The sequence below is a fragment of the Paenibacillus sp. GP183 genome (assembly GCF_900104695.1).
Taxonomy (GTDB): Bacteria; Bacillota; Bacilli; order Paenibacillales; family NBRC-103111; genus Paenibacillus_AI.
Genome location: NZ_FNSW01000001.1, coordinates 602,194 through 625,844 on the forward strand (window position 1 = coordinate 602,194; position 23,651 = coordinate 625,844).

Sequence of the window (23,651 nt, forward strand, 5' to 3'; positions counted from 1 at the left end):
TCATGGCAACTTATGATATTGCTGTAATTCCGGGTGACGGAATAGGCAAAGAGGTTATGGATTATGGCGTGAAAGCATTACAGATTGGTGCTGAAATTCATGGGGGTTTCTCTTTTGAATTCCAACAATTTCCATGGAGCTGTGAGTATTATCAACAGCATGGCAAAATGATGCCAAGTAACGGGATTGAGATATTAAATGGGTTTAATGCTATTTTTTTAGGTGCTGTAGGACTTCCGGCCCTAGTGCCGGATCACATCTCCTTATGGGGACTGCTTATAGAAATTCGCCGTGAAATGAGACAATACATCAATCTTCGGCCGGTCAAGCAAATGAGGGGTGTACAATCGCCTTTAGCATCCCCAAAAGATTTTGATATCGTGGTTGTTCGTGAAAATTCAGAGGGCGAATATTCTCCTATTGGCGGTCGGATGGGACATAATGAAAATGAAATTGCTATCCAAAACGCCGTTTTTACGCGAAAAGGAGTCGATCGAGCTGTTCGATATGCCTTTGAACTGGCAGTAAAAAGAGATAAGAAATTTCTAACCAGCGCTACCAAGTCCAACGGAATCATCCATTCCATGCCTTTCTGGGATGAAGTATTTCATCAAGTAGGCCAGGAATATAACCATATTATCCAACAATCTACGCATATCGATGCCCTCTGCGCCTTTTTTGTGACAAAGCCGCATACTTTGGATGTGGTGGTCGCATCTAATCTGTTTGGTGATATTTTAACGGATTTGGGCGCAGCTATTATGGGATCTATTGGAATAGCTCCATCTGCTAATATTAACCCGGAAAAGAAATATCCTTCCATGTTTGAGCCGGTTCACGGTTCGGCGCCGGATATTTACGGTAAGGGAATCGCCAATCCGATTGGTCAAATCTGGTCGGCCAAAATGATGCTTGATTTCTTTGGATATGAAGAAATTGGTCATCTGCTTCTGGAAGCGATTGAAGATACACTTGAACAGGGCATTGCAACCCCCGACCTAAAAGGAACTTCGTCTACATCTGAAGTGGGAGAAGCTATATTGGGTACTTTCAAGAAAAAACAGAAATAATCGGTGAGCCAAGGGTGATCGGTATTATCGCAGAGTTAATTAAAGAAGCAAGGTCTGGCTTTCTTTTATAAAGGAAAGCTTTTTTATTTTGAACTGATTTTTCCTATTTCCTTGGATGGATATACGGGGTGAGTAATGTTATAATCTTCACGTATGCTCAATTTTCCGGATGACCTTTATATAGAAGGAAGTGAAACTATGGCTAAAGAAACAAAGGATTTCTCCAAATACTTTCAGCCGCCATCCCTGACGGATGCCAAGAAGCGCGGGAAAGAAGAAATTTCCGTTCATTATGATTTTACGATACCCGAGGATATGCTGGTCTTCGGAGCCAATAAATTTTATATGATCCGCACCTATGGCTGTCAAATGAATGAGCACGATACCGAAGTGATGAAAGGCCTGTTGGAAACAATGGGTTATTCGTCTACGGAAGACAAGCTGCAAGCGGATGTTATTCTGCTTAATACATGCGCGATTCGCGAGAATGCTGAGGATAAGGTTTTTGGCGAGCTTGGTCATTTGAAGGCGCTAAAAGCTGAAAAACCCGGTTTGGTTCTGGGGGTATGCGGATGTATGTCCCAGGAAGAAGCGGTCGTGAATCGAATCATGCAAAAGCATGGCTTTGTCGATTTGATTTTTGGAACGCATAATATCCATCGGCTGCCGTCCCTGCTCAAGGAAGCGTATTTCAGTAAAGAGATGGTCATTGAGGTGTGGTCCAAGGAAGGCGATATCATTGAGAACCTGCCGAAGAAACGCGAGGGGATCAGAGCCTGGGTTAATATTATGTACGGATGCGATAAATTCTGCACCTATTGCATTGTTCCCTTTACGCGCGGGAAAGAAAGAAGCCGCAGGCCGCAGGATGTTTTGGCTGAGGTTAGAGATTTGGCCCGACAGGGCTTTAAGGAAATTACATTGCTGGGTCAGAATGTGAATGCTTATGGCAAGGACTTTGAGGATTTAATTTATTCCTTTGCCGACCTAATGGAGGATATCAGTAAAATTGATGTTCCCCGGATTCGGTTTACGACCTCACATCCCCGTGATTTTGATGATCGATTAATTGAAGTTCTGGGGAAACGCGGCAATCTGGTTGAGCATATTCATTTGCCTGTACAATCCGGCAGTACCGAGGTTCTCAAGATCATGAACCGCAAATATACGAGGGAGCATTATCTCACTCTCGCAGCCAAGATCAGGCAAACGATTCCGGATGTAGTGTTAACCACCGATATTATTGTAGGTTTCCCGGGCGAAACTGATGAGCAGTTCGAGGAAACGATTTCCTTGGTTAAGGAAGTAGGCTTTGATTTTGCTTTCAGCTTTATTTATTCGCCAAGAGAAGGAACTCCAGCTGCCGCTATGGAAGACAACGTACCCATGGAATTGAAGAAGCAGCGTTTGTATCGTCTTAATGAAGCTATCAATGAATTCAGTAAAATGAGCAATGAAAAGCTGCGCGGCGAGATTGTCGAGGTTTTGGTGGAAGGCGAGAGCAAGAACAATCCGGAGGTGCTTTCCGGACGAACGCGCACGAATAAAATGATCCATTTTGTTGGATCGATGGAGATCGTAGGCAAGCTGGTTCATGTGAAAATCACAGAGCCGCAAACCTGGGTGCTAAAAGGTGAGATTGTACCGGAACCCATTGCTTTGGCTTAATGAAAAGTTACCAAGAAAGAATGAACGGGGAGAGTGTTGGCCAGTGTCAGGACATGAAAATCATCAGCATCCGCATACACATACACATGAAATAGAGAGTTTTACAAATACGGAAATGATCGTCCGGGGGGATATTCTCGCGAAGGCGAAGGAGCTTGCCGATCTGCTTACGACCTCAAGCGAGGTACAAACCTTTCAAAAAGCGGAAATCCAGATTGCGAGTAACGACCATATTCAGCAGCTGATCAGCGCCATCAAGAAGAAGCAAAAGGAAATCGTGGCTTTCGAGAGCTTTCAAAACGCCAAGATGGTGGATAAAATCGAGAAGGAAATTGAAGTGCTGCAGGATGAATTGGATTCGATCCCTGTTGTCAGCGAGTTTAAGCAAACACAGGAAGACATCAACTATTTGCTGCAGCTGGTGATGTCGGTGGTTCGTGATACGATTTCCGATAAAATCAATGTGGAAGCCGGAAGCAGCGAGAGTCCCGAGGATTCATACGGAGAGTAACTTGAATGCATAAGGAGCATCTGCGATGATTACGGTCAGAAATTTAACCAAAACGTATCCGCCGAACAATGAGATTCTTTCGCAGGTAAGCTTCCAAGCGGATGAAGGTGAATTTATTGTGGTCCTTGGCGGCAGCGGCAGCGGAAAGAGTACACTGCTGCGCTGTATAAGCCATCAGGAGAAATGGACCTCCGGACAATTGATTCATGATGGACGTGATATCAGCTCGCCGGGCTTGCTTGAACGGTACAAGCTGGGCAGGGATTTTGCTTATATTGAAGAGAAGCCTGTATTAAATCGCAATAAAAGCGCGCTTAAGAATGTGCTGAAGGGCCGTTTCTATCAAACCTCCATCCTCAGACTTATGACCGGCACTGCAAACAGGGATGAGCATGTGCTCGGGATGGATTATTTGGAAAAGGTCGGCCTGCTCGATAAAGGCTATAAAAAGCTTGGCGACCTGAGCGGGGGAGAGCAGCAGCGCGTTGCCATTGCCAAAGCGCTTGTCAAAGGTGCCAAGATTCTGGTTGTCGATGAGCCGGTTTCGGGTCTCGATCCCAAATCGGTGGAATTCATCATGAATGATCTTCGAGCCTTGTGTAAGGAGAAGAACATCACGGTCATAGCTGCGCTCAATCAAGTCGAGCTAGCCGAGCGATATGCGACGCGGATCTGGGGAATTGCCGAAGGCAGACTGGTTCTGGATATTCCGGCTCGTTCGCTGACAATGCGTGAGAAGCAGCTTATTTTTGGTGCAACCTCATGATTAAAGTGCTGTTTGTATGCTTGGGCAACATTTGCCGCTCTCCCATGGCTGAAGCTTTGCTTCGACACAAGGTTAAGGAAGCCGGGCTGGAGGATTTGATCCAGATTGATTCCGCCGGAACCGGGAATTGGCATGCCGGAGAACCTCCTCATGAAGGCACTCGCCGAATTCTGGATCAATATCAAATCAGCTATCAAAGTCAGAAAGCTAGACAGTTGAAAGCTGCGGATTTTACAGCATTCGATGTGATTGTAGCAATGGATGACAGCAACGTGCGTAATATGAAACAAATTGCAGGACCGGCTATTGCTGTAAAGATTCATAAATTGCTGGATTTTCTGCCTGAACAAGGGATTACGGATGTTCCCGATCCTTATTTTACAGGCAATTTTGAAGAGGTTTACGAAATGGTAGATCAAAGCTGCGATCGGCTGCTTGCCTGGCTGCTTGAACAGAAAGAAAAAGCTGGCCCCAAGGAGTGAGGGGAACAGCTTTTTTTGTCTAAGACATGATTGAAGTAAGCCCGGATAAACGTGCGCATTCCGAGATGGCCTGCAGCATTTGTTTGTGGATAGGGATGATGACATCGGTTGGTCCGAGTTTGAAAAAACCGCTGCGATTATGGACGGTCGCTGCTTGCACATAAAGCCTGAAATGCTGATCCTCCGCTGAGAAATTCGCTGATTCCTGATTGGAGGAGCGCCAGTTGACAAAGGTGATCTTTTTAAGCTGCTTGTTGTCAAAAGGCAAGATGCTGAGGATGTCTTCCAGCTGAAAGTAATAATTGACGTGAGGCTTATGAAGAATTAATTCCTTGGTAGAAATGGTTAACCCGTAATCCTTTTTTTTGTGTGACATTCGCAGATCGCCTTCGAGCGATTTGATTTTGATAAAGTCAGGATTCATAGGAAGCATCCTCCCAGCCGTATATAATTTTGTTCTGGCTAAGCTTATTTTAACAGAATACCACAAAGCGGAACGATTGTTAATGTCGAGTCATGTCAATGAGATGAAACGAAATGTGTCCATCGATGCAAAAAAACTGTACGAGAAGACGCATGAGAAGTATAATAAAAGCTGGCGAGTATTTGCAAACGGTTACATGATTGAATTTTCGGGAAACGGAGAGCGATCGTTATGGAACCTGTATGCGGTGTAATCTATGATCCGCTTGCCGAAGAAAACATCGAGATCTGTGAGGCGTGTAAACAAGGCGAGTGCAAAGAAAATTTACAAGCCCCTTTGGAAAACAATCGCGTTCATTCGTTTCATCTGGGCGCCTGCGGCTTGATTTTGGACTACATGCTCTAACCGTTTAGAAGCAAAAAACTGTTGCTTACCAGAGATTTACTGTTACAATTAAAGAGTAAAACTATTCACACTATTCAATGCATTCTCATTCTTGAAAGGAGATAAGGAATGGTTACTTTACCCAAAATCAATGATCTTGGCTTTTTCGAGATCAGACTGGAATCGATCGGCGGGCTTGGCGCCAACCTTGCCGGTAAAATGCTCGCAGAAGCAGGGGTGGTCGGTGTTGGACTCAATGGCGTGAGCTTTTCCTCCTACGGTTCCGAGAAAAAAGGGTCAGCCGTCAAAGCGCATATCCGTTTCTGTGATCCAACAACCAATATTCGCGATACTTCACCGGTTGAACGTCCTCATGTAGTCGGCATTTTTCATGAATCGCTGTCGAAAACCGTAAACGTTATCAGCGGTATTTATGAAGATAGCACGGTTCTCATTAATTCTACCAAATCACCCGAAGAGCTTAAGGAAAAGATGAAGCTTAGAGGAGGAACTATAGCCGTTGTCGATGCCATCGGAATCTCCTTGGAAGAGAAGAACCGGGTTAACATGGCCATGCTGGGCGCGCTGTTTCGGTTGTGCGACTTTCTTGATCCTGAAGTAATGAGAGGCGTTATCCGTAAATCCTTGGAGAAGAAATATCCTGCAGCCGTAGCACCGGCCATTCGTACTTTTGACAGAGGCTATGATGAAGTGCAGTTTCATACGTTTGCGCTTCCCGAAGGGGAAAGGATGCCTGATTTCGTTCGTTTTGACACTCCCGTGCTTGGCTATGGAACTCAGTCACTCGGAGGCATGATTACCAATCCTGGCAACAGCATTCTCAAGGATCTAAGTATTTCCCGAGCAGGCATGATGCCGCATTTTCATGAAGATAAGTGTATACATTGCGCTTCATGCGATAATGTGTGTCCGGATTTTTGTTTCGTTTGGGAAGAACAGCCGGATAAAAAGGGGCGTCCACAGATGTTCCTGCAAGGAATTGACTATCAATACTGCAAAGGCTGCTTAAAATGCGTACAGGCCTGTCCGACAGAAGCTTTGTCCGGCGAGCGGGAAGAAGACGGTTATGCGGACGATCACCGCACCCCACATCACTTTGATTTGGCGGTTAACCAATAAAGAGTAAGAAATCCCAGGGAGAAGGGTGGATACAAAGGTATGGCGATTGATATTAAGAAGGAATTGGGTCAAGCGAAGATCGAACAGCGTATCGTCTATGAGTCCGGCAATGAAATGGCTGCTTACGCAGCTCACCAGATCAATTATCACATTATGGGATATTTTCCCATTTCCCCGTCAACCGAGGTTGCGCAGTTTTTGGATTTGATGAAATCTAACGGTCAGCATGATATCGTGTTGATTCCTGCAGACGGCGAGCATGGCTCCGCCGGTGTATGCTATGGAGCTTCAACAGCCGGAGGACGTGTATTTAATGCGACCAGCGCGAATGGCTATTTGTATATGCTGGAGCAAATGCCGGTGCAATCGGGAACCCGTTTCCCCATGGTCCTGAATTTGGTTTGCCGCTCGGTATCCGGACCTCTGAATATCCACGGCGATCATTCAGACCTTTACTATGCGCTCAATACTGGCTGGCCGATTCTGATGTGCCGGGATCCGCAAGCCGTTTATGATATGAACCTGATTGCTCTCAAGCTGGCGGAAGATCCAGAGGTGCGGTTGCCTGTAATGGTAGCCTCCGATGGTTACTTTACTTCCCATCAAAAGCGCAAGGTGCAAACCTTCGCGCATAAAGAAGATGTTCACAAGTTTATCGGTGAGCAGCCCAAAGGCTATCCCCATACCTTGGATCGGAACAATCCTATCACAGTCGGCCCTTATATGAATGAGCCGGATTATATCAATAACTGCTATCAGCAGTCGATGGCCATGTATAATGCGGAAACCGTGTTTGACCGCATTCGTACGGAATACGCAGATTTGACAGGCCGCGATTATCCGATTCTCGACCTTTACCGTATGGAAGACGCAGAGGTTGCCGTGTTCCTGATGAATTCCGCATCGGAAATCATCAAGGACGTTGTGGACCAGTTGAGAGAGAAGGGCATTAAAGCAGGCTCTATCGCTCCCAACATGATCCGTCCTTTCCCTGCGAAGCAGATTGCGGAAGCCTTGAAGAATGTCAAGGCCGTTACCGTTGGCGACCGTGCGGACTCTTATGGCGGTCATGGCGGCAATATGGTACTTGAAATTAAAGCCGCATTATTTACAGAGGGCAACCGCAATACCATGGTCATCAGCCGAATCTACGGATTGGGTGGGAAAGATTTCTATTCGGAAGACGGCCACAGCCTGTTTCAATTCGCAATTGACGCCGTTGAGAAAAACAGAATTGACGTGCCGTTTGATTATCATGGCCACACCGTAGGCGATCCTGCGAAAGCTCCGAAGCGCGTCCTGAACCCAATGAAATATGAGGACCTGAACACAGGGCTTATCACGGTGACTCCGGATGAAGCTTCAGGCAAGCTGAACGTTCGAATCCCTCCGCTGCGCTCCTTGACAGGCAAGCCTAAGCGTATTGCACCAGGCCATGGCGCTTGCCCGGGCTGCGGTATTTTCTCCGGCTTGGAGCTGTTCTTCAAAGGAATAGAAGGCGATATCGTAGCTTTGTTCCACACAGGCTGTGCGATGGTTGTCACAACCGGTTATCCCTATTCGGCCCATAAAGCGACTTACATCCATAACCTGTTCCAGAATGGCGCGGCCACTTTATCCGGTGTCGTGGAAATGTTCTGGGAGCGTAAGCGCCGCGGCGAATTGGATGAGTACAACTTGCCGGACGATTTCACCTTCGTCATGATCACCGGTGACGGCGGTATGGACATCGGCATGGGACCCGCTATCGGAGCTGCCCTGCGCAACCACAAAATGATTATCCTCGAGTATGATAATGAAGGTTACATGAATACAGGGGCTCAACTGTCCTACTCTACACCGATGGGACATAGAACATCGACTTCGAACGTCGGTTCCAAGCAGGCAGGTAAGGTGTTCCACCATAAGGATACCGCGCAAATCATGGCAGCAACTCATATTCCTTATGTATTTACCGGTTCGGAAGCCTACCCTCAGGATTTGGTTAAAAAGGCAGCCAAAGCCCAGTGGTACGCTCAAAACGAAGGTCTCGTTTACGGAAAAATTCTTATCGCCTGTCCTTTAAACTGGCTGTCTGAAGATCAGGATGGATCCAATATCGTGGGTGCAGCGGTTGATTCTTGCTTCTTCCCGCTCTATGAAGTGGAGCATGGTGTGACGACGATCACGTACAATCCGGAAGACAAGAACAAGAAGGTTCCCTTAATCGATTGGCTCAAAACCATGGGTAAAACCAGACATATGACCAAGCCCGAGCATGTGGAATCTCTCACGTCGTTCGAGCACGAAGTGGAACGCAGATGGAATATGCTAAAAGCCAAGCACGAGAATCCTTATTTATAAAAAGATATTTCCGACCAAGGCACTTTCTCCATCCGTGGGAATGTGCCTTTGTGTTGATGTTCGAACTATTATAGAATCAGGAGGGACTTCCTTTGCCATTCGTGCTGCAGCATAAAAATACATCTCAGGTTTACACGTGCATGCTGGTGAATCATTATCGATTGGAGTATTACGGCGTTAAATTTTGGGAGGATGAGGATGAGGCTGAGCAGGACCGAGTGCCATTTTTGCAGGAAAAAGGTGTGCCTGATCCGGAGTCCTGGCGTGTGGCCGAGATGGAAGAAGGCCAGATGAAAATCAGCAATGTGAAGCTGAAAAACGATCCCGCTTATATCCTGCATTGGAAAGAAAATGAGAGGCCGATAGCGACAAAGATCTAACTTTTCACAAAAATTCGTTCTTTTTGAAAAATAGCATATAATAGATGATGAGAGACCTCCCAATCCGCAGAGAAAGGAAACCTTGCTTTTGAGGTCCTGGTGAACCTGATGAAGAAGCGCCCCTATCTGACCATGATTCACGATCTGGAGTTTCGCAATACGACGGAGAAAGGACTCAGTCTTGAAAAGGTGCATGAGCGCATTCTCCATTTTATGCGGTTGGATCCTAAGGCTGAATACAAATTCATAATTGGAACAGATTGTCAGGTGCATACCGGGCATACGAAATTCATCACCGGAGTTGTCATTCAGCGCATGGGCAAGGGAGCATGGGCCTGCTACAGGCAAGTCATTATCCCCAGAACATTCAGCTCGATAAAAGAAAAATTATCTACAGAAACCTCGTACAGTGAAGAGATTGCCTTGTTTTTCAATGAACAGAGACGCTCTGAAATGGAAGACATCGTGCTGCCGTTTGTCTATCAAGGCGCCTCGGTTGAAATGTTTATTCACATTGATGCGGGTACAGATAAGCTGAAAAACAAGACGGCCATGTTCGTTGAGGAGATGGTGCGCAGAGTCGAATCCATGGGCATGGTACCTATTATCAAGCCGGATTCCTATGTCGCTTCTTCCTATGCCAACCGATTTTCGAAGAAGCCCTATCATCCGACAGAAGCCGGAATTACATTGTCGAACGGAATCTTATAAGTAAAAATCCGCTGTTCCCTTATGATGTTTATTTTGCATCGGTAGAGGATAGTGGTTTTTTTGCTGCATTCAGTTTAGAGAAGGGGGCAAGGCCCATGGCAAGAAGTTTTATAATGGAAGCAGTTATGCTAGCGGTTCATGGTCAGCTGCTTGCACCCGAAAGTCCCGTAGAGTATATCATTCCCTATACAACTATACTGGAATTATATGAAATGAAAGACGGTTCCGAATTGATTATGCCTACTCCGGAAGATGATGCACATGTCAAAAATAAAATTGGCGAGCTCATTGCGTATTTTGAGGATTCATTCAATAAGAAGAAGATTGAAAAAGCCTTGCAAATGGCTTGGCGAAAGAGTCCGCCGCTGCCGATCAACGAGTACGTAACCTTTACGATCATTTATGCGGTGGAGAACGAAGAGTATGGGGAGGTCTTTGACCCTATTGAAACAGAGCTGATTCTTACGGCAATCAAGGAAAAATCACCGCTTCTGACCGATCAATTGGATTTTCTCGATAAGCTGATTGACGCGCAAATTCCTATTGAAGTGATTGATGTGGAGGACTTTGAATTTGCGACTGAGGGAGATTTTTTATTGTGATCATTGAGCTAATAAAAAAGTATTGACCTCCAGAAAATTTCTTGTTATATTACAATATAATAATTCCTATAGGTTAACTATGAATTGTTTATCGGTCAACCGAAGACACAACCATTAGAGCGTGGGTGTGTCTTTTTTTACCAAATAAGAAAGTATACAATTTCGGATTTCCGAAATAAACTTTCTTATTGGCGAATAAACCTACCTTAAAACGCGGTCGCTCATCTTCGAAGGACCTCGATAGAGGTTTATCTCATTTAAAATGAAAAATGGAGGTTTAATTTATGGCTGAAGAAAGAAAGCTGCAACCAGAAACATTGGCGATTCACGCAGGTCAAGTCATTGATCCAACAACACGATCGAGGGCTGTACCAATTTATCAAACAACCTCGTATGGCTTCAAGGATACAGACCATGCTGCCAATCTCTTCGCTTTGAAGGAATTTGGCAACATTTATTCAAGAATCATGAACCCAACCACTGATGTATTCGAACAACGGATAGCAGCACTAGAGAACGCGGCAGCTGCATTAGGCGTGGCATCCGGCCAAGCAGCCATTACTTACTCGATCTTGAATATTGCTCAAGCTGGCGATGAGATTGTTTCCTCTGCGAGCCTTTATGGCGGTACATATAATTTATTCGCAACCACCTTTCCCAAGCTAGGCATTCAAGTGAAATTCGTTGATTCAAGCGACCCAGAGAACTTCCGTAAAGCCATCACCGATAAAACAAAAGCTTTGTATGCTGAAACCATCGGCAATCCCAAAGGCGATGTACTGGATATCGAGGCTGCAGCAAAGATTGCTCATGAGAATGGCATCCCCCTCATTGTGGATAATACCTTTCCAAGTCCTTATCTGCTAAGGCCGATTGATCATGGTGCAGATATCGTCGTGCATTCCGCAACCAAATTCATTGGCGGACATGGGACTACAATTGGTGGAGTGATCGTTGATGGAGGGCGCTTTGATTGGAAAGCAAGCGGAAAGTTCCCAGGTTTAACCACACCTGATGCAAGCTATGGCGGTGTTGTCTATACAGAAGCTGTAGGCCCGATAGCTTATATTATTAAGGCTCGTGTGCAATTGCTGCGAGATTTGGGTGCAGCGATATCTCCATTCAATTCCTTCCAGCTTCTTCAAGGCCTTGAAACCCTGCACCTGAGATTGGAACGCCATAGTAAGAATGCTTTGGAAGTTGCTCAATATCTGGAGAAGCACCCGGATGTTGAATGGGTTAGTTATCCTGGCTTGGAAAGCCATCCTTCTTATCAGTTAGCAAAGAAATATTTGCCCAAAGGTCAAGGTGCTATCCTTACCTTCAGCATTAAAGGAGGCATTGAGGCGGGCAAGAAATTGATTCATTCCGTTCAATTATTCTCTCACTTGGCTAATGTTGGAGATTCCAAATCATTAATTATTCATCCCGCCAGTACAACACATCAACAATTAAACGTGCAAGAGCAGTTGAACGCAGGTGTGACTTCCGGACTTATTCGATTATCTGTTGGTACCGAGGCGATTGAGGATATTTTGTACGACTTGGAAGAAGCTATCAAAGTCAGCCAGCAGATTTAGGCAGAGATTCTAATAAAATAGAAGAGGAGTGGTTATCATGGCACGTGTTGTCATTATTTCAGGAAGCCCGTCGGCTTCTTCTAGATTGGAAGGCGTACTGCAAACCGTAATCAAGCAATTGGAGATAGCAGGATTGAAGGTTCAATTGCTATCTGTCCGAGACCAATCTCCCGAGGATTTAGTGTACAGTAATTTCAACAGTCCGAGGATCATTCAGGCGGTAAAAGATATTGAGCAAGCTGATGCCGTAATCGTGGCTACTCCCATATACAAGGCTTCGTACACAGGAGTTTTGAAAAGCTTCCTTGATCTGCTTCCGCAAAAAGGGCTGCAAGGTAAAATTGTCCTGCCGCTAGCCATCGGAGGTACAATCGCACATTTATTAGCCATTGATCATGCATTGAAGCCCGTACTATCTGCGCTTAACTCCTACCATATTTTAGCTGGAGTCTATGTCCTGGACACTCAGGTCGTACGTGAAGAAAATAACTTTACACTGCATCCGGAAATCGAATTGAGACTTCAAGAGGCTGCGAAGACATTTGCTCAGGAAGTCATCTGGCGCTCTGAACGAGTATCCGCTGTTTCTCTTCAGGAAGAAGATGTCCATGCAGGATGAAGTTCACCAATGGATTCAAAGTGTTTACATAACTATTGTTATGTAAACACTTTGAACAGTTACCCGAGAGTAAGTAAGACACGTTTTTTTCAGTTCTTTTTTTATAATCATTATTCGCCTATACTTAGTTAGGTAAAGAAGTCGAGCTGACTTGAATAATGAGGAGGTTAATCATGGTATATCAAGCGAATCAAAACCGTTATGCGGACATGACTTATAATCGGACAGGTCGATCAGGGCTTAAACTGCCGGCCATTTCACTCGGGCTCTGGCACAATTTCGGCGGTGTCGATCAACATGAGAATGGCAGAGCCATGCTGTTGAGAGCATTTGATTTGGGGATCACCCATTTTGATTTGGCGAATAATTATGGGCCTCCGGGGGGATCGGCGGAAATAATGTTCGGTAAGGTATTGAAATCGGATTTTGCTCCTTACCGCGATGAAATGATCATTTCCACAAAAGCCGGTTATTATATGTGGGAAGGCCCATATGGGGAATGGGGCTCCCGGAAATATTTGATTTCGAGCCTGGATCAAAGCTTGAAGCGCATGGGGCTTGACTATGTAGATATCTTCTATTCTCACCGTCCGGATCCCAACACTCCGCTTGAGGAGACCATGGCAGCACTCGATCATGTGGTACGGCAAGGTAAAGCTCTATATGTCGGAATTTCCAACTATAAAGCTGAAGATGCGAAAGAGGCGATCAAGATTCTGAATCGCTTAGGCACGCCGCTGCTTATTCACCAACCTTCATACAGCATGTTTAATCGCTGGATCGAAGATGGACTTCAGGATGTGTTAGAGGAAGGCGGAGTGGGAAGCATTGCATTCACTCCACTGGCGCAGGGTCTGCTGACGAACAAGTATGTGAGCGGCATTCCCGCTGACTCTCGCGCAGCGAAGCCAAGCGGGTTCCTGAAGGTGGATCAGGTTACGGAAGACAAGATTGCGAAGGTCAATCGCTTGAATGAAATCGCCGGTAAACGTAATCAAAGCTTGGCCCAAATGGCGCTGGCGTGGGTATTAAGAGGCGGCCGAGTAACGTCTGCATTAATTGGCGCTAGCCGTGTTTCGCAAATTGAAGAGAATATTGCAGCGCTTAATAATCTGGAGTTCAGCTCAGATGAGCTCAAGCAGATAGATGAAATCTTGAAGTAAATCTTCGGTACCTATGAATAAGAAGCTCGCTGCATGAGCCAGTGAATCCTGAAGCTGCGGCTTCAGGATTCTTTGCGGTTATCGATGGCGTCGGCCATGGTTTTATCGGTTAGATGCGCATAGATCTGTGTCGTTTCCGGTGAGGCGTGGCCAAGCTGCTCCTGTGTTTTGTACAAATCATTGCGCAGATAATAATCGGTCGCGAAGGAATGCCGTAATTTGTGAACGGAGAGGTAGGGCTTGCCGAATCTCTTGGCATATTTGATCACCATCTCCTGGATCGCCCGTTTGGTCATGCGTTCTCCCTCTTTTTTGCCATTAGCAATGGCGAGAAAGAGGGCTTTTTCTTTTTTCTGCGGTTTGTACATCACTTGCCGCATGGTGACATAATCCGTTAATGCCTGAATGGCTTCATGGCGAAAGTAAACCGGCGTTTTGAAGGTGTCATCGTTCTTCCCCTTACGGTAAACGTAAGCGAGCTTCTTTTTCAAATCGATGTCATCCACATTCAGGTTATACACTTCAGAAACACGGAGCCCGGAGTTGAGAATCAGGGTTATGATGCATGTATCGCGCACTTTGTTGAGTTGAAAGGAATAGACGGCCTGTTTATTGCTCGACACGTCCTGCTGATACCCACCATTTTGGATATAGTCGATGAATTCATGGATTTCCTGCTCCTGCAGCAATTTCCCTTCCAGCTTGGCAGCCGAATCCTTCGGCTTATGCGAGCGCTTGATTTCCACCTTGGCCATCACATTGCGTTTCAGCAGCGGATAAAAATGTTCATCCTCGGCAATCTGGCTTAAATAGTGAAAGAGAGATCGCAGGGAAGAGAGCTTACGGTTAATTGTCGTCTTGATATTGGCCTGCTCCTTACGGGTGGAGAGAAACATTTTATAGCCATCAACGCTGTCCATATGCAGGTTTTCCAGATCCTCAAGAGGAACGCGGGCAATGGAATCCGCAGTGGAGAGACCTTCAGCCAGCATCCAGGATAGAAAGGTATCATAATCTCGCGTATATTCCAAAAGAGAGGACGGGGACAGATCCGGCAGCTTATAATTGATGAATTTCTCCACATACCAAGGCATGGAGGGGATCCTTTTCTCTAACTCATTCCGATCTTTCACTTTGATGATATTCATTGGAAATGCGACACCTCGCTATATAAGGTAATTTGTTTACATAACATTTATTATGTAATCTAATTTCGAGATTTCTTCACAAATAAAGCCTATTGTCTATTATAAGGGATTCTGTTTGGAAAGGAAGCTATAAATAGGGAACATTTGTTTTAACAAAATTGCCTAAGGGTAATGATAGTAAAAACAGAATACATTTGCTTTGCACTGGGGTGATTCCTATCGTATTCCTATTTATACTCATTTATTTTGTATTGATCTTTTTAGTCCTGGAGATAGCTGTCACGCTGCTGATCATCAGCGGTTTGGACAAGGAGGTTGCCCGGTTTCAGGCTGTATCGATGCTGACTGCAACCGGATTTACCACCAAGGAATCGGAATTGATAGCCCGGCACCCGATCCGCAGAAAAATTGCTATTTTTCTTATTTTATTTGGAGTTTTTTCATTGGCGGTTATGATTGCCTCCATCAGTACAATTTTAACGAAGGACTTAAGGATTGTTCAGTTGATCATTATCACTTGTTTGTTTGGAATCGTGCTTTTCGTGGTGAAAACTAAATCCTTTAACAGCAAAATGTCAGGTGAATTTCATCACAAATTGAAGAAAGAGTATGAACTTCACGAATTGCCCTTTCAGGAAATTCTCTACTTGAATGAGGGAGATTTATTTACAAGTGTGAAAATCGATGAGGAATCCCCCTATGTGAATAGGAAGATGGAAGAAGTTTTCATAGCGGATAAAGATATTTTGCTGTTATTTGTCCGCAGAGGAGAAGAGAAGATTCGCCGTGAGCGCATGAAACTGGTGATCCAAGCTAAGGATGAACTGTATGTTTACGGCTCAAATGCAGTTATCGACAACAAGTTTCATACTGAAATAGCAAAAATGATGGCTAAAAAGCAAGATGAAGAAGAAATAAAAGCTTTAGAATAATTTATGACATAAAGTAACAAGTTTCAATGATAATCGGGATACGGGAGTGAAACTATGAACCAGCCTCAACTGCGGGAGAAAACATTGAATGCCGCTTTGCATCAATTTATTTTCCCCTTTTCAATCAACAATAACGCTGAAAGTGAGTTCAAGAAACAGCTGATCCTGGAACAGTTTATTCCCTTTTCACTAGGAGATCTCGAACAGGAAAATATGTTTTATGGCGTTAATTATCGAGTTTCCCATCATGAGATGGAGCGGTACTACTTACCTTTTACCAATAATGTATTGTTTCCGCATCAAACTGATGATGAGAGCTCCTTTCAGCGTTATTCCAAGCGTTATGAAATTTCATGTGAATTGAAGATGGAGCATGCTACTTTTCCTTTTGCTATTCACTCTGTGGATGTCACCTTGTGTCCATTTGATTTAGGCTTTATTACAATAAGAACCGAGCTCGACTGTGAAGTGATCAATTATTCATTAGCTCTCGAGTTTGCGAAACGATTTAGAGTTCTACAGAACATGAGCAAGCAGGATGACAAATCCTACATTCAGCATCAGAATGTAAATTACAATGAAGTTGAAGATTTTATTTTTGCTGTTCTGGTGCCAGATACAATGCGGTTTTTGGATAAAGAAAATATGAGTGAGGTTTATTTCGAGAACCTGCCGTTTTTTATTGATGAGCGGATGTTTGTTGAAAGCTTCTTTTCTTTACCGAAAGACTCGGAAATTACATTGGAGGACCAATATCGTGCAGCGCGAACGGATGGCCTGAAGATAAGGGAGAACCCTTCATCGGGGCTACCAATATGGACTATATTAAAGAATATTGTGCGATTCATTCCTATTACCGGTGGGGGCCGAATACGTATTTTACGATGGACGAGAATTCCTTTTGCTGCATTACCAATCAACCCCAAGACATTGCAACCAAGATCGCTAATAAAATGTATGGGGAGTACTATTATATTTTGTTAATTAACCTTTTTCATAAAATTGTACTGCTTAAGCTATCGATTGAGTATTCGCATGTACAGTTGAAATTGAACCAGGATCTCATTGATGAATTGATTCATTCCATCACAACCTTTTCGGCCAAATATTATTTCATCGAGGCGGTTTCCCAATCGCAGGGCAAGGAGCTGTATGGACTTGTGCGTAACCTGCATGGGATTGAGGAACTGTTTGAAGATGTGAAGCTGACTTTGGATGATTTGTTTAAATATCAATCCACTTATACGAATAGACGCTCAAGCATTTTATTAATGATATTAACCATCTACACAGTGATCAGCGGTATCTTTGGAATGAATCAAGTGATTGAAGATTTAAAAGGGGCTATTGCATTTGAAAAAATGCTTCATTATTCACCCTTTGAATACTTGGCTCTGGTCGTGACACTTTCGGGAATCACAATAGTTCTGTCGCTTGCCGCCAGTACCATATGGCAGTTCTATAAACGTAGAACCAAGGAAAAAACTCGAAAAAAATATTTGATGTGAAGCTTGAAAAAGGAGCTTTCCGATGAGGTATGACAACCTCCCGGGAAGCTCCTTTTCTTCAACGGCGGTAAATCTAATTATGTTGCTGCGCTGGCCGTCTTGACGACCGGATTCGGCTTTGGCTTTACCTTGCCGATGAACAAACAAAATGGAAGGGCTACAGCTGCGATCAAGGTAGCGATCACATACACGTCGTTGACACTCATCGTGAATGACATGGCGCCGATATGGAGTTTGTTCGTGTCGCCTCCTGCAATCAGAACAGCGCTGTGACTAGACGTGTGTGTAGCCAGCAGCGTGGTGAAGATGGCGATGGCGAACGAGCTGATCACATTTCGTGTCCAGTTCATGATTGCGGAAGCATGACCTGACAGCAGCGGATCGATCCGCTCCATGCCCGCATTGCTGGCCGGCATCATGCAGAATGCGATTCCCAGGTTCCGAATCGTCATCCAGACCATAATGTACGTATGCGAAACGTCGATGCTCAGCCAGCTAAGGAATATCGTTCCTGCGGACAAAAGCACAACCCCGATCGCCATCAACCAGCGTGGCCCGACGGTTGAATACATTTTGCCAACAAGCGGCATGGCGAGCGCCATGATGAGCGAAGCAGGCAGCAGGATAAGGCCAGTATCCATCGCCGAAACATGCTGGATATTCTGCAGAAAGATTGGGGTCAGGAACGTTCCCGAAAACATACTGACCGTCAGAATGTTGGTGATTAGCAGTGATATCGTATAACGACCATTGCGGAACACACGCAGATTAAGCAGCGGAGTCGACGTAGTTAATTCACGCCAGATAAAAGCAATTAAGAACAACGCTCCGATGATAAGTACCGTAACTGTTTTGGCTGAGCTCCAGCCCCATGTATGTCCCTGCGAGAGTCCGACTAGTAAAGTGGAGCTGCTTACCAGCACGGTAACAAATCCGATTCCATCGAAGCTTTTGGGAACACTGAGCCGATAATACGGAATAAATGCGATTATGAGAACAATGGCGATCAAGCAAATGGGAATGTTCATAAGGAACAGCCACTGCCACGCGAAGTTCTGAAGCAGCCAGCCGCTGAACGTCGGGCCGAATGCGGGCGCAAGCATGGCTGCAAGACCCCACAGCGAGATGGCCATCGCATGCTTCTCCCGCGGAATGACTTGGTAGATGATTGACATTGTCGCGGGGATGATCAAACCGCTAAACAATCCCTGCAAAATGCGAAAAGCGATCAGCGACTCCGGATTCCATGCGGTTGCGCACAAGCCGGATGCGAAGGTAAAGCCGATCAGAGAGAATAAGTACAAGCGCTTATAGCTGAACTTTTCGCCGAAATATCCCACGACAGGTGCCGATGTGCCCATGGCCAGCATAAAACCTGTCAATGTCCATTGAATCGTACCGAGACTAGTGTCGAAATGCTTCTGCAAAATCGGCAGTGCAATGTTGATCGTGCTGGAGGCCAGGATACAGATGAACGACCCAACGAAAATAGCGGTCATGATCGGCCAAAAGCGAACTTGCTGAGTAGGTGAAGCGGTGCTCATAAATAATCTCCCTCTGTTTGACTATATGTCTATATTTACATATAATAAATCCATAAACAATTATATGACAGAAAATCAATTGTGTCAAAGTTGACATATGAAATGAGGCGGAAATGAATACATTAGCATACGGGTTGCTCAACATTCTTACTTTGGCTCCCCAGTCGGGGTATGATTTGATGCTCCGGATTCAGTCGTTCTGGCCTGCCAAGCATAGTCAAATCTATCCCATTCTGGCTTCTCTGGAGAAGGAAGGGTTGGTTAGCTGCGAATGGGTCCAGCAATCTGACAAGCCTGACAAAAAAGTGTATTCCATCACGGAGCAAGGGTTCGAATCATTACGGGCGTGGAAATGCGAACCTCTTGGCGATCCGGTCCTGCGGGACGAGATGCTTCTAAAGCTTTATGGCTTGCCTTTGGATGAATTGGGATCTTATCGTAAAATGATCGGCGAGAGGCTTGAATTTTATCGGCTTAAAATCATGCAGGTAGAGAAAAAGCTGGAGAAGTTTCGGGAGTCGGAGGAAGGGGAACCGAAGCCTGGATCGACATTGCTTGGAGTTTACTTGTTGCTTAGAAAGGCCGCTTTCGATCTACAGGCCGGAATCAGCTGGTGCGAATGGGCTCTTACCCAATTGCAGGACAAGAATGAATAAAGTTGAAAGATATCATGTGAAAAAGGTCAGACCCCGTGTGGATAATCTACTGTCGAGCAAAAAAATTGGCTTCTCAATAGGAAGGAAAATTAAAAAACCATATCGAATATTTAAAATAGAAATTTCTGGAATAACCCATTATTGATCTAATCAACTATAGAAACATTACAAAAGTGGGGTGCTTTATTGAATGGATGGAAAGCATTATGGATTTGATCAGAGTAATTTACAAATTGAATCAAAGGGAATATATAAAGGCAAACTTTAGAATAATTTACAGTAATTTTGGAGTTCGGTTCTTAATACAATTTTGGCATTTATCTTGATCATTTGCGTTATTATGATTCCATTTTACGTTTATTTCTTTTCTAAAAAGAAATACGAACAGAATCGATCTGTATATGAAGAAAAAGAATGTATTCTAAGAAAAGAAGGTCTACTTATTAAATCTGACTCAACTTCCACAGATTTAAAATGGAGTGATCTCCATAAATTTAAGCTCACCAAAGAATTTTTGTTATTCTATTTTAGCAAATATCAAGCCATTACAATTCCTACTCGGGTATTTACTCAAGTGCAAATTAGACATGTTTTAAAGCTAGCAAAGGTAAAAGTTAAGAATAAAATCAGCGCCATAGCAGTTATATCAGTTACTTTTGTAATTCTTTTAGCTTTTTTGCTTATCGTCGGAATTATTCATTTCATATCACGTGTCCGGGTTATGACATTACCAACTGCAATTATGACATATTCACAAAACTCGTATTTTGTACATATGTCTTTAAACCGGAAAAATCCACTCATATTACTCTTAGGGAATTAGGCGGCGGATTAGTCTAACGACGAGAACATACCCCGATTAGCGACAAGAAAGTACCCACAAACATCAAAATCATTATATTTCACGACAAGAAAATACCTTGAATATGAACAGCCACCAATTGTGCGACAAGAACATACCTCGAATATGTACAGAAAGACAAGAAAACACCTTCATTATTGGGTTATCAACACAAAATTTTTGGTTGACATGAAAATCCCATAATATTGCTCTGTTTTATAATATATAGGAATGTCGTTCTTCTCCGTATTTAATATTGTGTTTTCTTAAAATTTCTGTAATATGAAATGTCATTTTTATTTAAAGCGCAAATAAAAAACGGCTAACCCTAAAAGGTGATAGCCGTCATACATATTTAGGAAACCCTTTTTCTTTTATGCAGTCTGTAACTCAAGTATTTTACTTCTTTGGACTATTATTGTGTAAGTCCGGCATCTGTACCCCGGCATAGCCGATCAATGTTTGGAGCCTATTGCCGGACAATTAGTGAATGGCTTCGCCATTCGGGACCCTAAAGGTAGCGCCCATGCCGGGCGCACATAAAGAACCCGCGAACGCGGGTTTGATTATTTTTCTGGACCTAACTTTAAAATACATCATTCCTCGAACTGGCGGTTCGCAAAATCCATAAAACGGCTCCAGTCGTAATCGGTTAGATCATGGACTCCTGTTCTAACGTGATATCCCGTTCTTTCGCTAAAAACAGGGGTGTCGGCTTGCGGAAATTGTTGAGTTGTAAATCCGTCCAGTCCATATAACCGATATACAGGAGAGGCGTGCATGAGAGACAAAAACTCGGACACCGGATCAGCCCATTCATCTTCCGAAGCGCTCGTTACATACAGTGGGCGCGGCGCGATCAGAGATAGCAGCATATGTTGATCTATCGGCAACTCGAATTCACGGTCATTGAACAATTTATAGTTGTCGTTAAACCAATGGGGAAATCTTACATTTATTTGTTTGATTGTTTCACCAGTTTTGCCCCGGGAAAGCGCGGCTCCCGTACATCCGGAATTATTACTGATGACCATCGCAAAACGTTCGTCGACAGCTCCTGCCCACAACGCGGCTTTCCCCCCACGGGAGTGACCCACCACAGCTACCTTCTTGGAATCGATGTAAGGATCTGTTTCCAAGTAATCCATTACCCGGCAAGCCCCCCAAGCCCATGCTGCGATGGTTCCCCAAGCATTCGCCGGTCGTTTATCGTTAAAAGAATCAAAGATCCCGTGCACGCCATTAAGGAACCCGTCATGGTGATCCGGATCAACATCCGCATTATCGAACACCGCAGCTGCGTACCCGTGATCGACGATCGACTCTGCAGGCCAAAATGGCGACTTGGTTATCCTTTCCGGGTCCATATGCTCGGCACCCCGGTTATTGATGAGTAAGAATACCGGCACCGGCTTGCGCTCATCACCAGGTACAAATAAAAGCAGACGGATTGTCCCTTTCCCTCCAGCACCTTCGTACGAAATTTCAATCTGCTTGCGAATTGCCTTCCCTGCCATCATGCCCGGCGTTATCACCGTTCGAAATGATAAAGATGTCGGTCGCCCGATCGATTCCCGTCCGTATACGTTATCCTTGAATAAATCCAATATTTCTGGACGGCGATGTTGTTCCCACTGTTCCCAGGTAGATACTTGCTGATCATCATTTGTAATAAGCGTATCCGGCAGCAACCGATTTCCAATTTCCGCAATGGTTTGCTTTGTGGAATAGTTATCTTTCATATTGATCCTCCTCGGTTTTGTGGTCTGCCGCTCTTGTCCATATCCGTCTATGGTTCCAATCGTTAGCTCGTTCCTCTTCCCACAGTTTCACCGCGGAGACATCTCGTGTTCGAGATGGTAATCTGCCCATCAGGCTGTATAATTCTTCTTTTCTGCTGCGTTCTGTATTCATGCTATCGTCCCTTTCTTCCATTATTAAGATATGACACAAGAGGCTTGGCGCGCGCAGTTATATTTGAATAACGCCGACATCACGACGAACTGAAAAATGTGTCCAATACATCATTCCTCTCGGCTGTTTGATGTCCTCCAATGGTGTAATATCGGGGAACTCTCTTCCCCACGTTACAAACCACTTCATAATTGATCGTTTTTATCAGGTGAGCCACCTCATCCACAGAAATAAAATGATTTGCCGAGCCTCCGAGCAAAATCACCTCATCGCCAACTGATACATTGGGGACCTGGGTAACGTCCAATATCGTTTGATCCATGCAGATCCTACCAGCAATCGGTACATATTGATCATGAATCAATGCGGTTCCCACATTGGAGAGCGCCCGGGAATAACCATCCGCATAGCCTACCGGGATAACGGCCATCACCTTTTCTTCAGCCGCCTTAAATGTGCAGCCGTAACCGACTGGATGGTTAGGGCGAATCGTCTTGAGCGAAGAAATCTTCGTTTTCCACTGCAATGCCTGCCGGAGAAAGAAGCTGTATTGTGTCTGCAAGTCGAGTGAAAGCAAACCATAGAGACCGATTCCGATACGAACCATGTCCAGATGCATTTTGGAAAAGCGGACGGCCGCTGCACTGTTGCAGCAATGTGTTAGAGGAATAGTTAGCCTTTCTTTTTTCAGAAGCAGTAGCACATCCGAAAATCGCTGAAATTGAAGTTGAGTGTAAGAATCATCTTCATTATCCGAGTCGGCAAAATGAGTGAAAATTCCTTCTATATAAACCCGATCCAAAAGCAAGGCTTTCCGAACCAATTCCACTGTTTGTTCCACGGATGCCGTGCCTAAACGACCAAGACCCGTATCCATTTTGATGTGTACGATTGCTTGCTGTTGGAGTGCTTCTGCCTTGAGAAGAATGTCATTTAATACCTCTTCTGAAAAAACAGTCAGAGTGATGCGATGACGAATCGCCGCTGCGATCGACTGTACTGGTGTATATCCGAGAATAAGAATCGGATGTTGGATCCCGGCGAATCTTAGCTCCAATGCCTCGTCCAGAAAAGCAACGCCCAAATAATCGGCTCCCGCCTGAATCGCTGTTTGGGCCACCTTGATAGCCCCATGCCCATACGCATCGGCTTTGACTACAGTCATCAAACGGCTCTTGTTACAATGAGATTTGAAGGCGTATACATTAAAAGCCAAATCATCCAAGGATATTTCCGCCCATGCATCCCGATAGCTGTACATTGTT

Annotated in this window: 26 protein-coding genes; 20 read left to right on the forward strand and 6 right to left on the reverse strand. The window is 44.7% G+C overall.

Features of this window, described 5'->3' with window-relative positions; all coding sequences use genetic code 11:
• The first annotated feature begins 2 nt into the window (after positions 1–2).
• The 5 genes from BLV33_RS02995 (at position 3) to BLV33_RS03015 (ending at position 4,497) form a co-directional block, all read left to right on the forward strand.
• Complete coding sequence (locus BLV33_RS02995) at positions 3–1,070, forward strand: tartrate dehydrogenase (RefSeq protein WP_090788165.1); 1,068 nt, start codon at positions 3–5, stop codon at positions 1,068–1,070.
• 198 nt (positions 1,071–1,268) lie between these two features.
• On the forward strand, positions 1,269–2,738 hold the full coding sequence (gene miaB / locus BLV33_RS03000; RefSeq protein WP_090788167.1) for a tRNA (N6-isopentenyl adenosine(37)-C2)-methylthiotransferase MiaB: 1,470 nt from the start codon (positions 1,269–1,271) through the stop codon (positions 2,736–2,738).
• Positions 2,739–2,853: 115 nt separating this feature from the next.
• On the forward strand, positions 2,854–3,249 hold the full coding sequence (locus BLV33_RS03005; RefSeq protein WP_171909329.1) for a YlbF/YmcA family competence regulator: 396 nt from the start codon (positions 2,854–2,856) through the stop codon (positions 3,247–3,249).
• A 25-nt stretch (positions 3,250–3,274) separates the two neighbouring features.
• Complete coding sequence (locus BLV33_RS03010) at positions 3,275–4,015, forward strand: phosphonate ABC transporter ATP-binding protein (protein ID WP_090788169.1); 741 nt, start codon at positions 3,275–3,277, stop codon at positions 4,013–4,015.
• Positions 4,012–4,497, forward strand: a complete 486-nt coding sequence (locus BLV33_RS03015) for a low molecular weight protein-tyrosine-phosphatase (protein ID WP_090788171.1) — start codon at positions 4,012–4,014, stop codon at positions 4,495–4,497. Before BLV33_RS03010 ends, BLV33_RS03015 begins: the two co-directional genes overlap by 4 nt.
• Positions 4,498–4,516: 19 nt before the next feature.
• Here the strand turns inward: BLV33_RS03015 and BLV33_RS03020 are convergent, their stop codons facing one another.
• Positions 4,517–4,921, reverse strand: coding sequence for a hypothetical protein (locus BLV33_RS03020; protein ID WP_090788173.1), 405 nt, complete (start codon positions 4,919–4,921; stop codon positions 4,517–4,519).
• Between the two features lie 82 nt (positions 4,922–5,003).
• Here BLV33_RS03020 and BLV33_RS29155 point away from each other — a divergent pair, with 82 nt between their 5' ends.
• The 10 genes from BLV33_RS29155 (at position 5,004) to mgrA (ending at position 13,843) form a co-directional block, all read left to right on the forward strand.
• A complete protein-coding gene (locus tag BLV33_RS29155; RefSeq protein WP_171908988.1) occupies positions 5,004–5,174 on the forward strand; it encodes a hypothetical protein in 171 nt (56 codons plus the stop codon).
• A complete protein-coding gene (locus BLV33_RS29160) occupies positions 5,153–5,326 on the forward strand; it encodes a hypothetical protein (RefSeq protein WP_171908989.1) in 174 nt (57 codons plus the stop codon). The genes BLV33_RS29155 and BLV33_RS29160 overlap by 22 nt, the downstream gene beginning before the upstream one ends.
• Positions 5,327–5,434: 108 nt before the next feature.
• Positions 5,435–6,445, forward strand: coding sequence for a 2-oxoacid:acceptor oxidoreductase family protein (locus BLV33_RS03025; protein WP_090788175.1), 1,011 nt, complete (start codon positions 5,435–5,437; stop codon positions 6,443–6,445).
• A 39-nt stretch (positions 6,446–6,484) separates the two neighbouring features.
• A complete protein-coding gene (locus BLV33_RS03030) occupies positions 6,485–8,788 on the forward strand; it encodes a thiamine pyrophosphate-dependent enzyme (protein ID WP_090788177.1) in 2,304 nt (767 codons plus the stop codon).
• Between the two features lie 92 nt (positions 8,789–8,880).
• A complete protein-coding gene (locus BLV33_RS03035) occupies positions 8,881–9,168 on the forward strand; it encodes a hypothetical protein (RefSeq protein ID WP_090788179.1) in 288 nt (95 codons plus the stop codon).
• A 108-nt stretch (positions 9,169–9,276) separates the two neighbouring features.
• On the forward strand, positions 9,277–9,879 hold the full coding sequence (locus BLV33_RS03040) for a ribonuclease H-like YkuK family protein (RefSeq protein WP_090788181.1): 603 nt from the start codon (positions 9,277–9,279) through the stop codon (positions 9,877–9,879).
• 95 nt (positions 9,880–9,974) lie between these two features.
• Complete coding sequence (locus BLV33_RS03045; protein ID WP_090788183.1) at positions 9,975–10,481, forward strand: ADP-heptose synthase; 507 nt, start codon at positions 9,975–9,977, stop codon at positions 10,479–10,481.
• Positions 10,482–10,765: 284 nt separating this feature from the next.
• Positions 10,766–12,061: a homocysteine synthase gene (locus BLV33_RS03050; RefSeq protein ID WP_090788185.1), complete on the forward strand. Its 1,296-nt coding sequence runs from the start codon at positions 10,766–10,768 to the stop codon at positions 12,059–12,061.
• 37 nt (positions 12,062–12,098) lie between these two features.
• Positions 12,099–12,680, forward strand: coding sequence for an NADPH-dependent FMN reductase (ssuE, locus tag BLV33_RS03055; protein ID WP_090788187.1), 582 nt, complete (start codon positions 12,099–12,101; stop codon positions 12,678–12,680).
• Positions 12,681–12,853: 173 nt separating this feature from the next.
• On the forward strand, positions 12,854–13,843 hold the full coding sequence (gene mgrA, locus BLV33_RS03060; protein ID WP_090788189.1) for an L-glyceraldehyde 3-phosphate reductase: 990 nt from the start codon (positions 12,854–12,856) through the stop codon (positions 13,841–13,843).
• Positions 13,844–13,905: 62 nt separating this feature from the next.
• Here the strand turns inward: mgrA and xerS are convergent, their stop codons facing one another.
• Positions 13,906–14,991, reverse strand: a complete 1,086-nt coding sequence (gene xerS / locus BLV33_RS03065; RefSeq protein ID WP_090788191.1) for a tyrosine recombinase XerS — start codon at positions 14,989–14,991, stop codon at positions 13,906–13,908.
• A gap of 194 nt (positions 14,992–15,185) precedes the next feature.
• On the opposite strand from xerS, the gene BLV33_RS03070 reads away from it, so the two are divergent.
• The 3 genes from BLV33_RS03070 to BLV33_RS29795 all read left to right on the forward strand — a co-directional run bounded on the left by BLV33_RS03070 (position 15,186) and on the right by BLV33_RS29795 (position 17,431).
• The gene (locus tag BLV33_RS03070) at positions 15,186–15,923 is read left to right on the forward strand and encodes a TrkA C-terminal domain-containing protein (protein WP_253186945.1); all 738 of its coding nucleotides are present in this window, start codon (positions 15,186–15,188) and stop codon (positions 15,921–15,923) included.
• A gap of 84 nt (positions 15,924–16,007) precedes the next feature.
• Positions 16,008–16,907: a hypothetical protein gene (locus BLV33_RS29790; protein WP_253186946.1), complete on the forward strand. Its 900-nt coding sequence runs from the start codon at positions 16,008–16,010 to the stop codon at positions 16,905–16,907.
• Positions 16,901–17,431, forward strand: a complete 531-nt coding sequence (locus tag BLV33_RS29795; protein ID WP_253186947.1) for a magnesium transporter CorA family protein — start codon at positions 16,901–16,903, stop codon at positions 17,429–17,431. The genes BLV33_RS29790 and BLV33_RS29795 overlap by 7 nt, the downstream gene beginning before the upstream one ends.
• Positions 17,432–17,508: 77 nt before the next feature.
• Here BLV33_RS29795 and BLV33_RS03080 read toward each other — a convergent pair whose 3' ends face one another.
• Complete coding sequence (locus tag BLV33_RS03080; RefSeq protein ID WP_090788193.1) at positions 17,509–18,975, reverse strand: DHA2 family efflux MFS transporter permease subunit; 1,467 nt, start codon at positions 18,973–18,975, stop codon at positions 17,509–17,511.
• 113 nt (positions 18,976–19,088) lie between these two features.
• On the opposite strand from BLV33_RS03080, the gene BLV33_RS03085 reads away from it, so the two are divergent.
• Positions 19,089–19,631 carry a PadR family transcriptional regulator gene (locus BLV33_RS03085; protein WP_090788195.1) on the forward strand — a complete coding sequence of 181 codons (543 nt, stop codon included), beginning with the start codon at positions 19,089–19,091 and terminating at the stop codon, positions 19,629–19,631.
• A gap of 340 nt (positions 19,632–19,971) precedes the next feature.
• The gene (locus BLV33_RS30585; protein WP_366414842.1) at positions 19,972–20,454 is read left to right on the forward strand and encodes a YcxB family protein; all 483 of its coding nucleotides are present in this window, start codon (positions 19,972–19,974) and stop codon (positions 20,452–20,454) included.
• A 614-nt stretch (positions 20,455–21,068) separates the two neighbouring features.
• On the opposite strand, the gene BLV33_RS03095 is transcribed toward BLV33_RS30585, so the two are convergent.
• The 3 genes from BLV33_RS03095 to alr form a co-directional block, all read right to left on the reverse strand.
• Positions 21,069–22,214 (reverse strand): alpha/beta hydrolase, encoded by a 1,146-nt coding sequence (locus BLV33_RS03095; RefSeq protein WP_253186948.1) that lies wholly within the window; start codon positions 22,212–22,214, stop codon positions 21,069–21,071.
• Positions 22,204–22,386: a hypothetical protein gene (locus tag BLV33_RS03100; RefSeq protein WP_090788198.1), complete on the reverse strand. Its 183-nt coding sequence runs from the start codon at positions 22,384–22,386 to the stop codon at positions 22,204–22,206. Before BLV33_RS03100 ends, BLV33_RS03095 begins: the two co-directional genes overlap by 11 nt.
• Positions 22,387–22,465: 79 nt before the next feature.
• The gene (gene alr / locus BLV33_RS03105; protein WP_090788200.1) at positions 22,466–23,647 is read right to left on the reverse strand and encodes an alanine racemase; all 1,182 of its coding nucleotides are present in this window, start codon (positions 23,645–23,647) and stop codon (positions 22,466–22,468) included.
• Between the last annotated feature and the right edge of the window lie 4 nt (positions 23,648–23,651).

Excerpts from the sequence above, each read along its gene's own strand:
- BLV33_RS02995 (WP_090788165.1), top strand. The coding sequence starts at position 3 with ATGGCAACTTATGATATTGCTGTAATTCCGGGTGACGGAATAGGCAAA.
- miaB (WP_090788167.1), top strand. The coding sequence starts at position 1,269 with ATGGCTAAAGAAACAAAGGATTTCTCCAAATACTTTCAGCCGCCATCC.
- BLV33_RS03005 (WP_171909329.1), top strand. The coding sequence starts at position 2,854 with ATGATCGTCCGGGGGGATATTCTCGCGAAGGCGAAGGAGCTTGCCGAT.
- BLV33_RS03010 (WP_090788169.1), top strand. The coding sequence starts at position 3,275 with ATGATTACGGTCAGAAATTTAACCAAAACGTATCCGCCGAACAATGAG.
- BLV33_RS03015 (WP_090788171.1), top strand. The coding sequence starts at position 4,012 with ATGATTAAAGTGCTGTTTGTATGCTTGGGCAACATTTGCCGCTCTCCC.
- BLV33_RS03020 (WP_090788173.1), bottom strand. The coding sequence starts at position 4,921 with ATGAATCCTGACTTTATCAAAATCAAATCGCTCGAAGGCGATCTGCGA.
- BLV33_RS29155 (WP_171908988.1), top strand. The coding sequence starts at position 5,004 with ATGTCGAGTCATGTCAATGAGATGAAACGAAATGTGTCCATCGATGCA.
- BLV33_RS29160 (WP_171908989.1), top strand. The coding sequence starts at position 5,153 with ATGGAACCTGTATGCGGTGTAATCTATGATCCGCTTGCCGAAGAAAAC.
- BLV33_RS03025 (WP_090788175.1), top strand. The coding sequence starts at position 5,435 with ATGGTTACTTTACCCAAAATCAATGATCTTGGCTTTTTCGAGATCAGA.
- BLV33_RS03030 (WP_090788177.1), top strand. The coding sequence starts at position 6,485 with ATGGCGATTGATATTAAGAAGGAATTGGGTCAAGCGAAGATCGAACAG.
- BLV33_RS03040 (WP_090788181.1), top strand. The coding sequence starts at position 9,277 with ATGAAGAAGCGCCCCTATCTGACCATGATTCACGATCTGGAGTTTCGC.
- BLV33_RS03045 (WP_090788183.1), top strand. The coding sequence starts at position 9,975 with ATGGCAAGAAGTTTTATAATGGAAGCAGTTATGCTAGCGGTTCATGGT.
- BLV33_RS03050 (WP_090788185.1), top strand. The coding sequence starts at position 10,766 with ATGGCTGAAGAAAGAAAGCTGCAACCAGAAACATTGGCGATTCACGCA.
- ssuE (WP_090788187.1), top strand. The coding sequence starts at position 12,099 with ATGGCACGTGTTGTCATTATTTCAGGAAGCCCGTCGGCTTCTTCTAGA.
- mgrA (WP_090788189.1), top strand. The coding sequence starts at position 12,854 with ATGGTATATCAAGCGAATCAAAACCGTTATGCGGACATGACTTATAAT.
- xerS (WP_090788191.1), bottom strand. The coding sequence starts at position 14,991 with ATGAATATCATCAAAGTGAAAGATCGGAATGAGTTAGAGAAAAGGATC.
- BLV33_RS03080 (WP_090788193.1), bottom strand. The coding sequence starts at position 18,975 with ATGAGCACCGCTTCACCTACTCAGCAAGTTCGCTTTTGGCCGATCATG.
- BLV33_RS03085 (WP_090788195.1), top strand. The coding sequence starts at position 19,089 with ATGAATACATTAGCATACGGGTTGCTCAACATTCTTACTTTGGCTCCC.
- BLV33_RS30585 (WP_366414842.1), top strand. The coding sequence starts at position 19,972 with ATGATTCCATTTTACGTTTATTTCTTTTCTAAAAAGAAATACGAACAG.
- BLV33_RS03095 (WP_253186948.1), bottom strand. The coding sequence starts at position 22,214 with ATGAAAGATAACTATTCCACAAAGCAAACCATTGCGGAAATTGGAAAT.
- BLV33_RS03100 (WP_090788198.1), bottom strand. The coding sequence starts at position 22,386 with ATGAATACAGAACGCAGCAGAAAAGAAGAATTATACAGCCTGATGGGC.
- alr (WP_090788200.1), bottom strand. The coding sequence starts at position 23,647 with ATGTACAGCTATCGGGATGCATGGGCGGAAATATCCTTGGATGATTTG.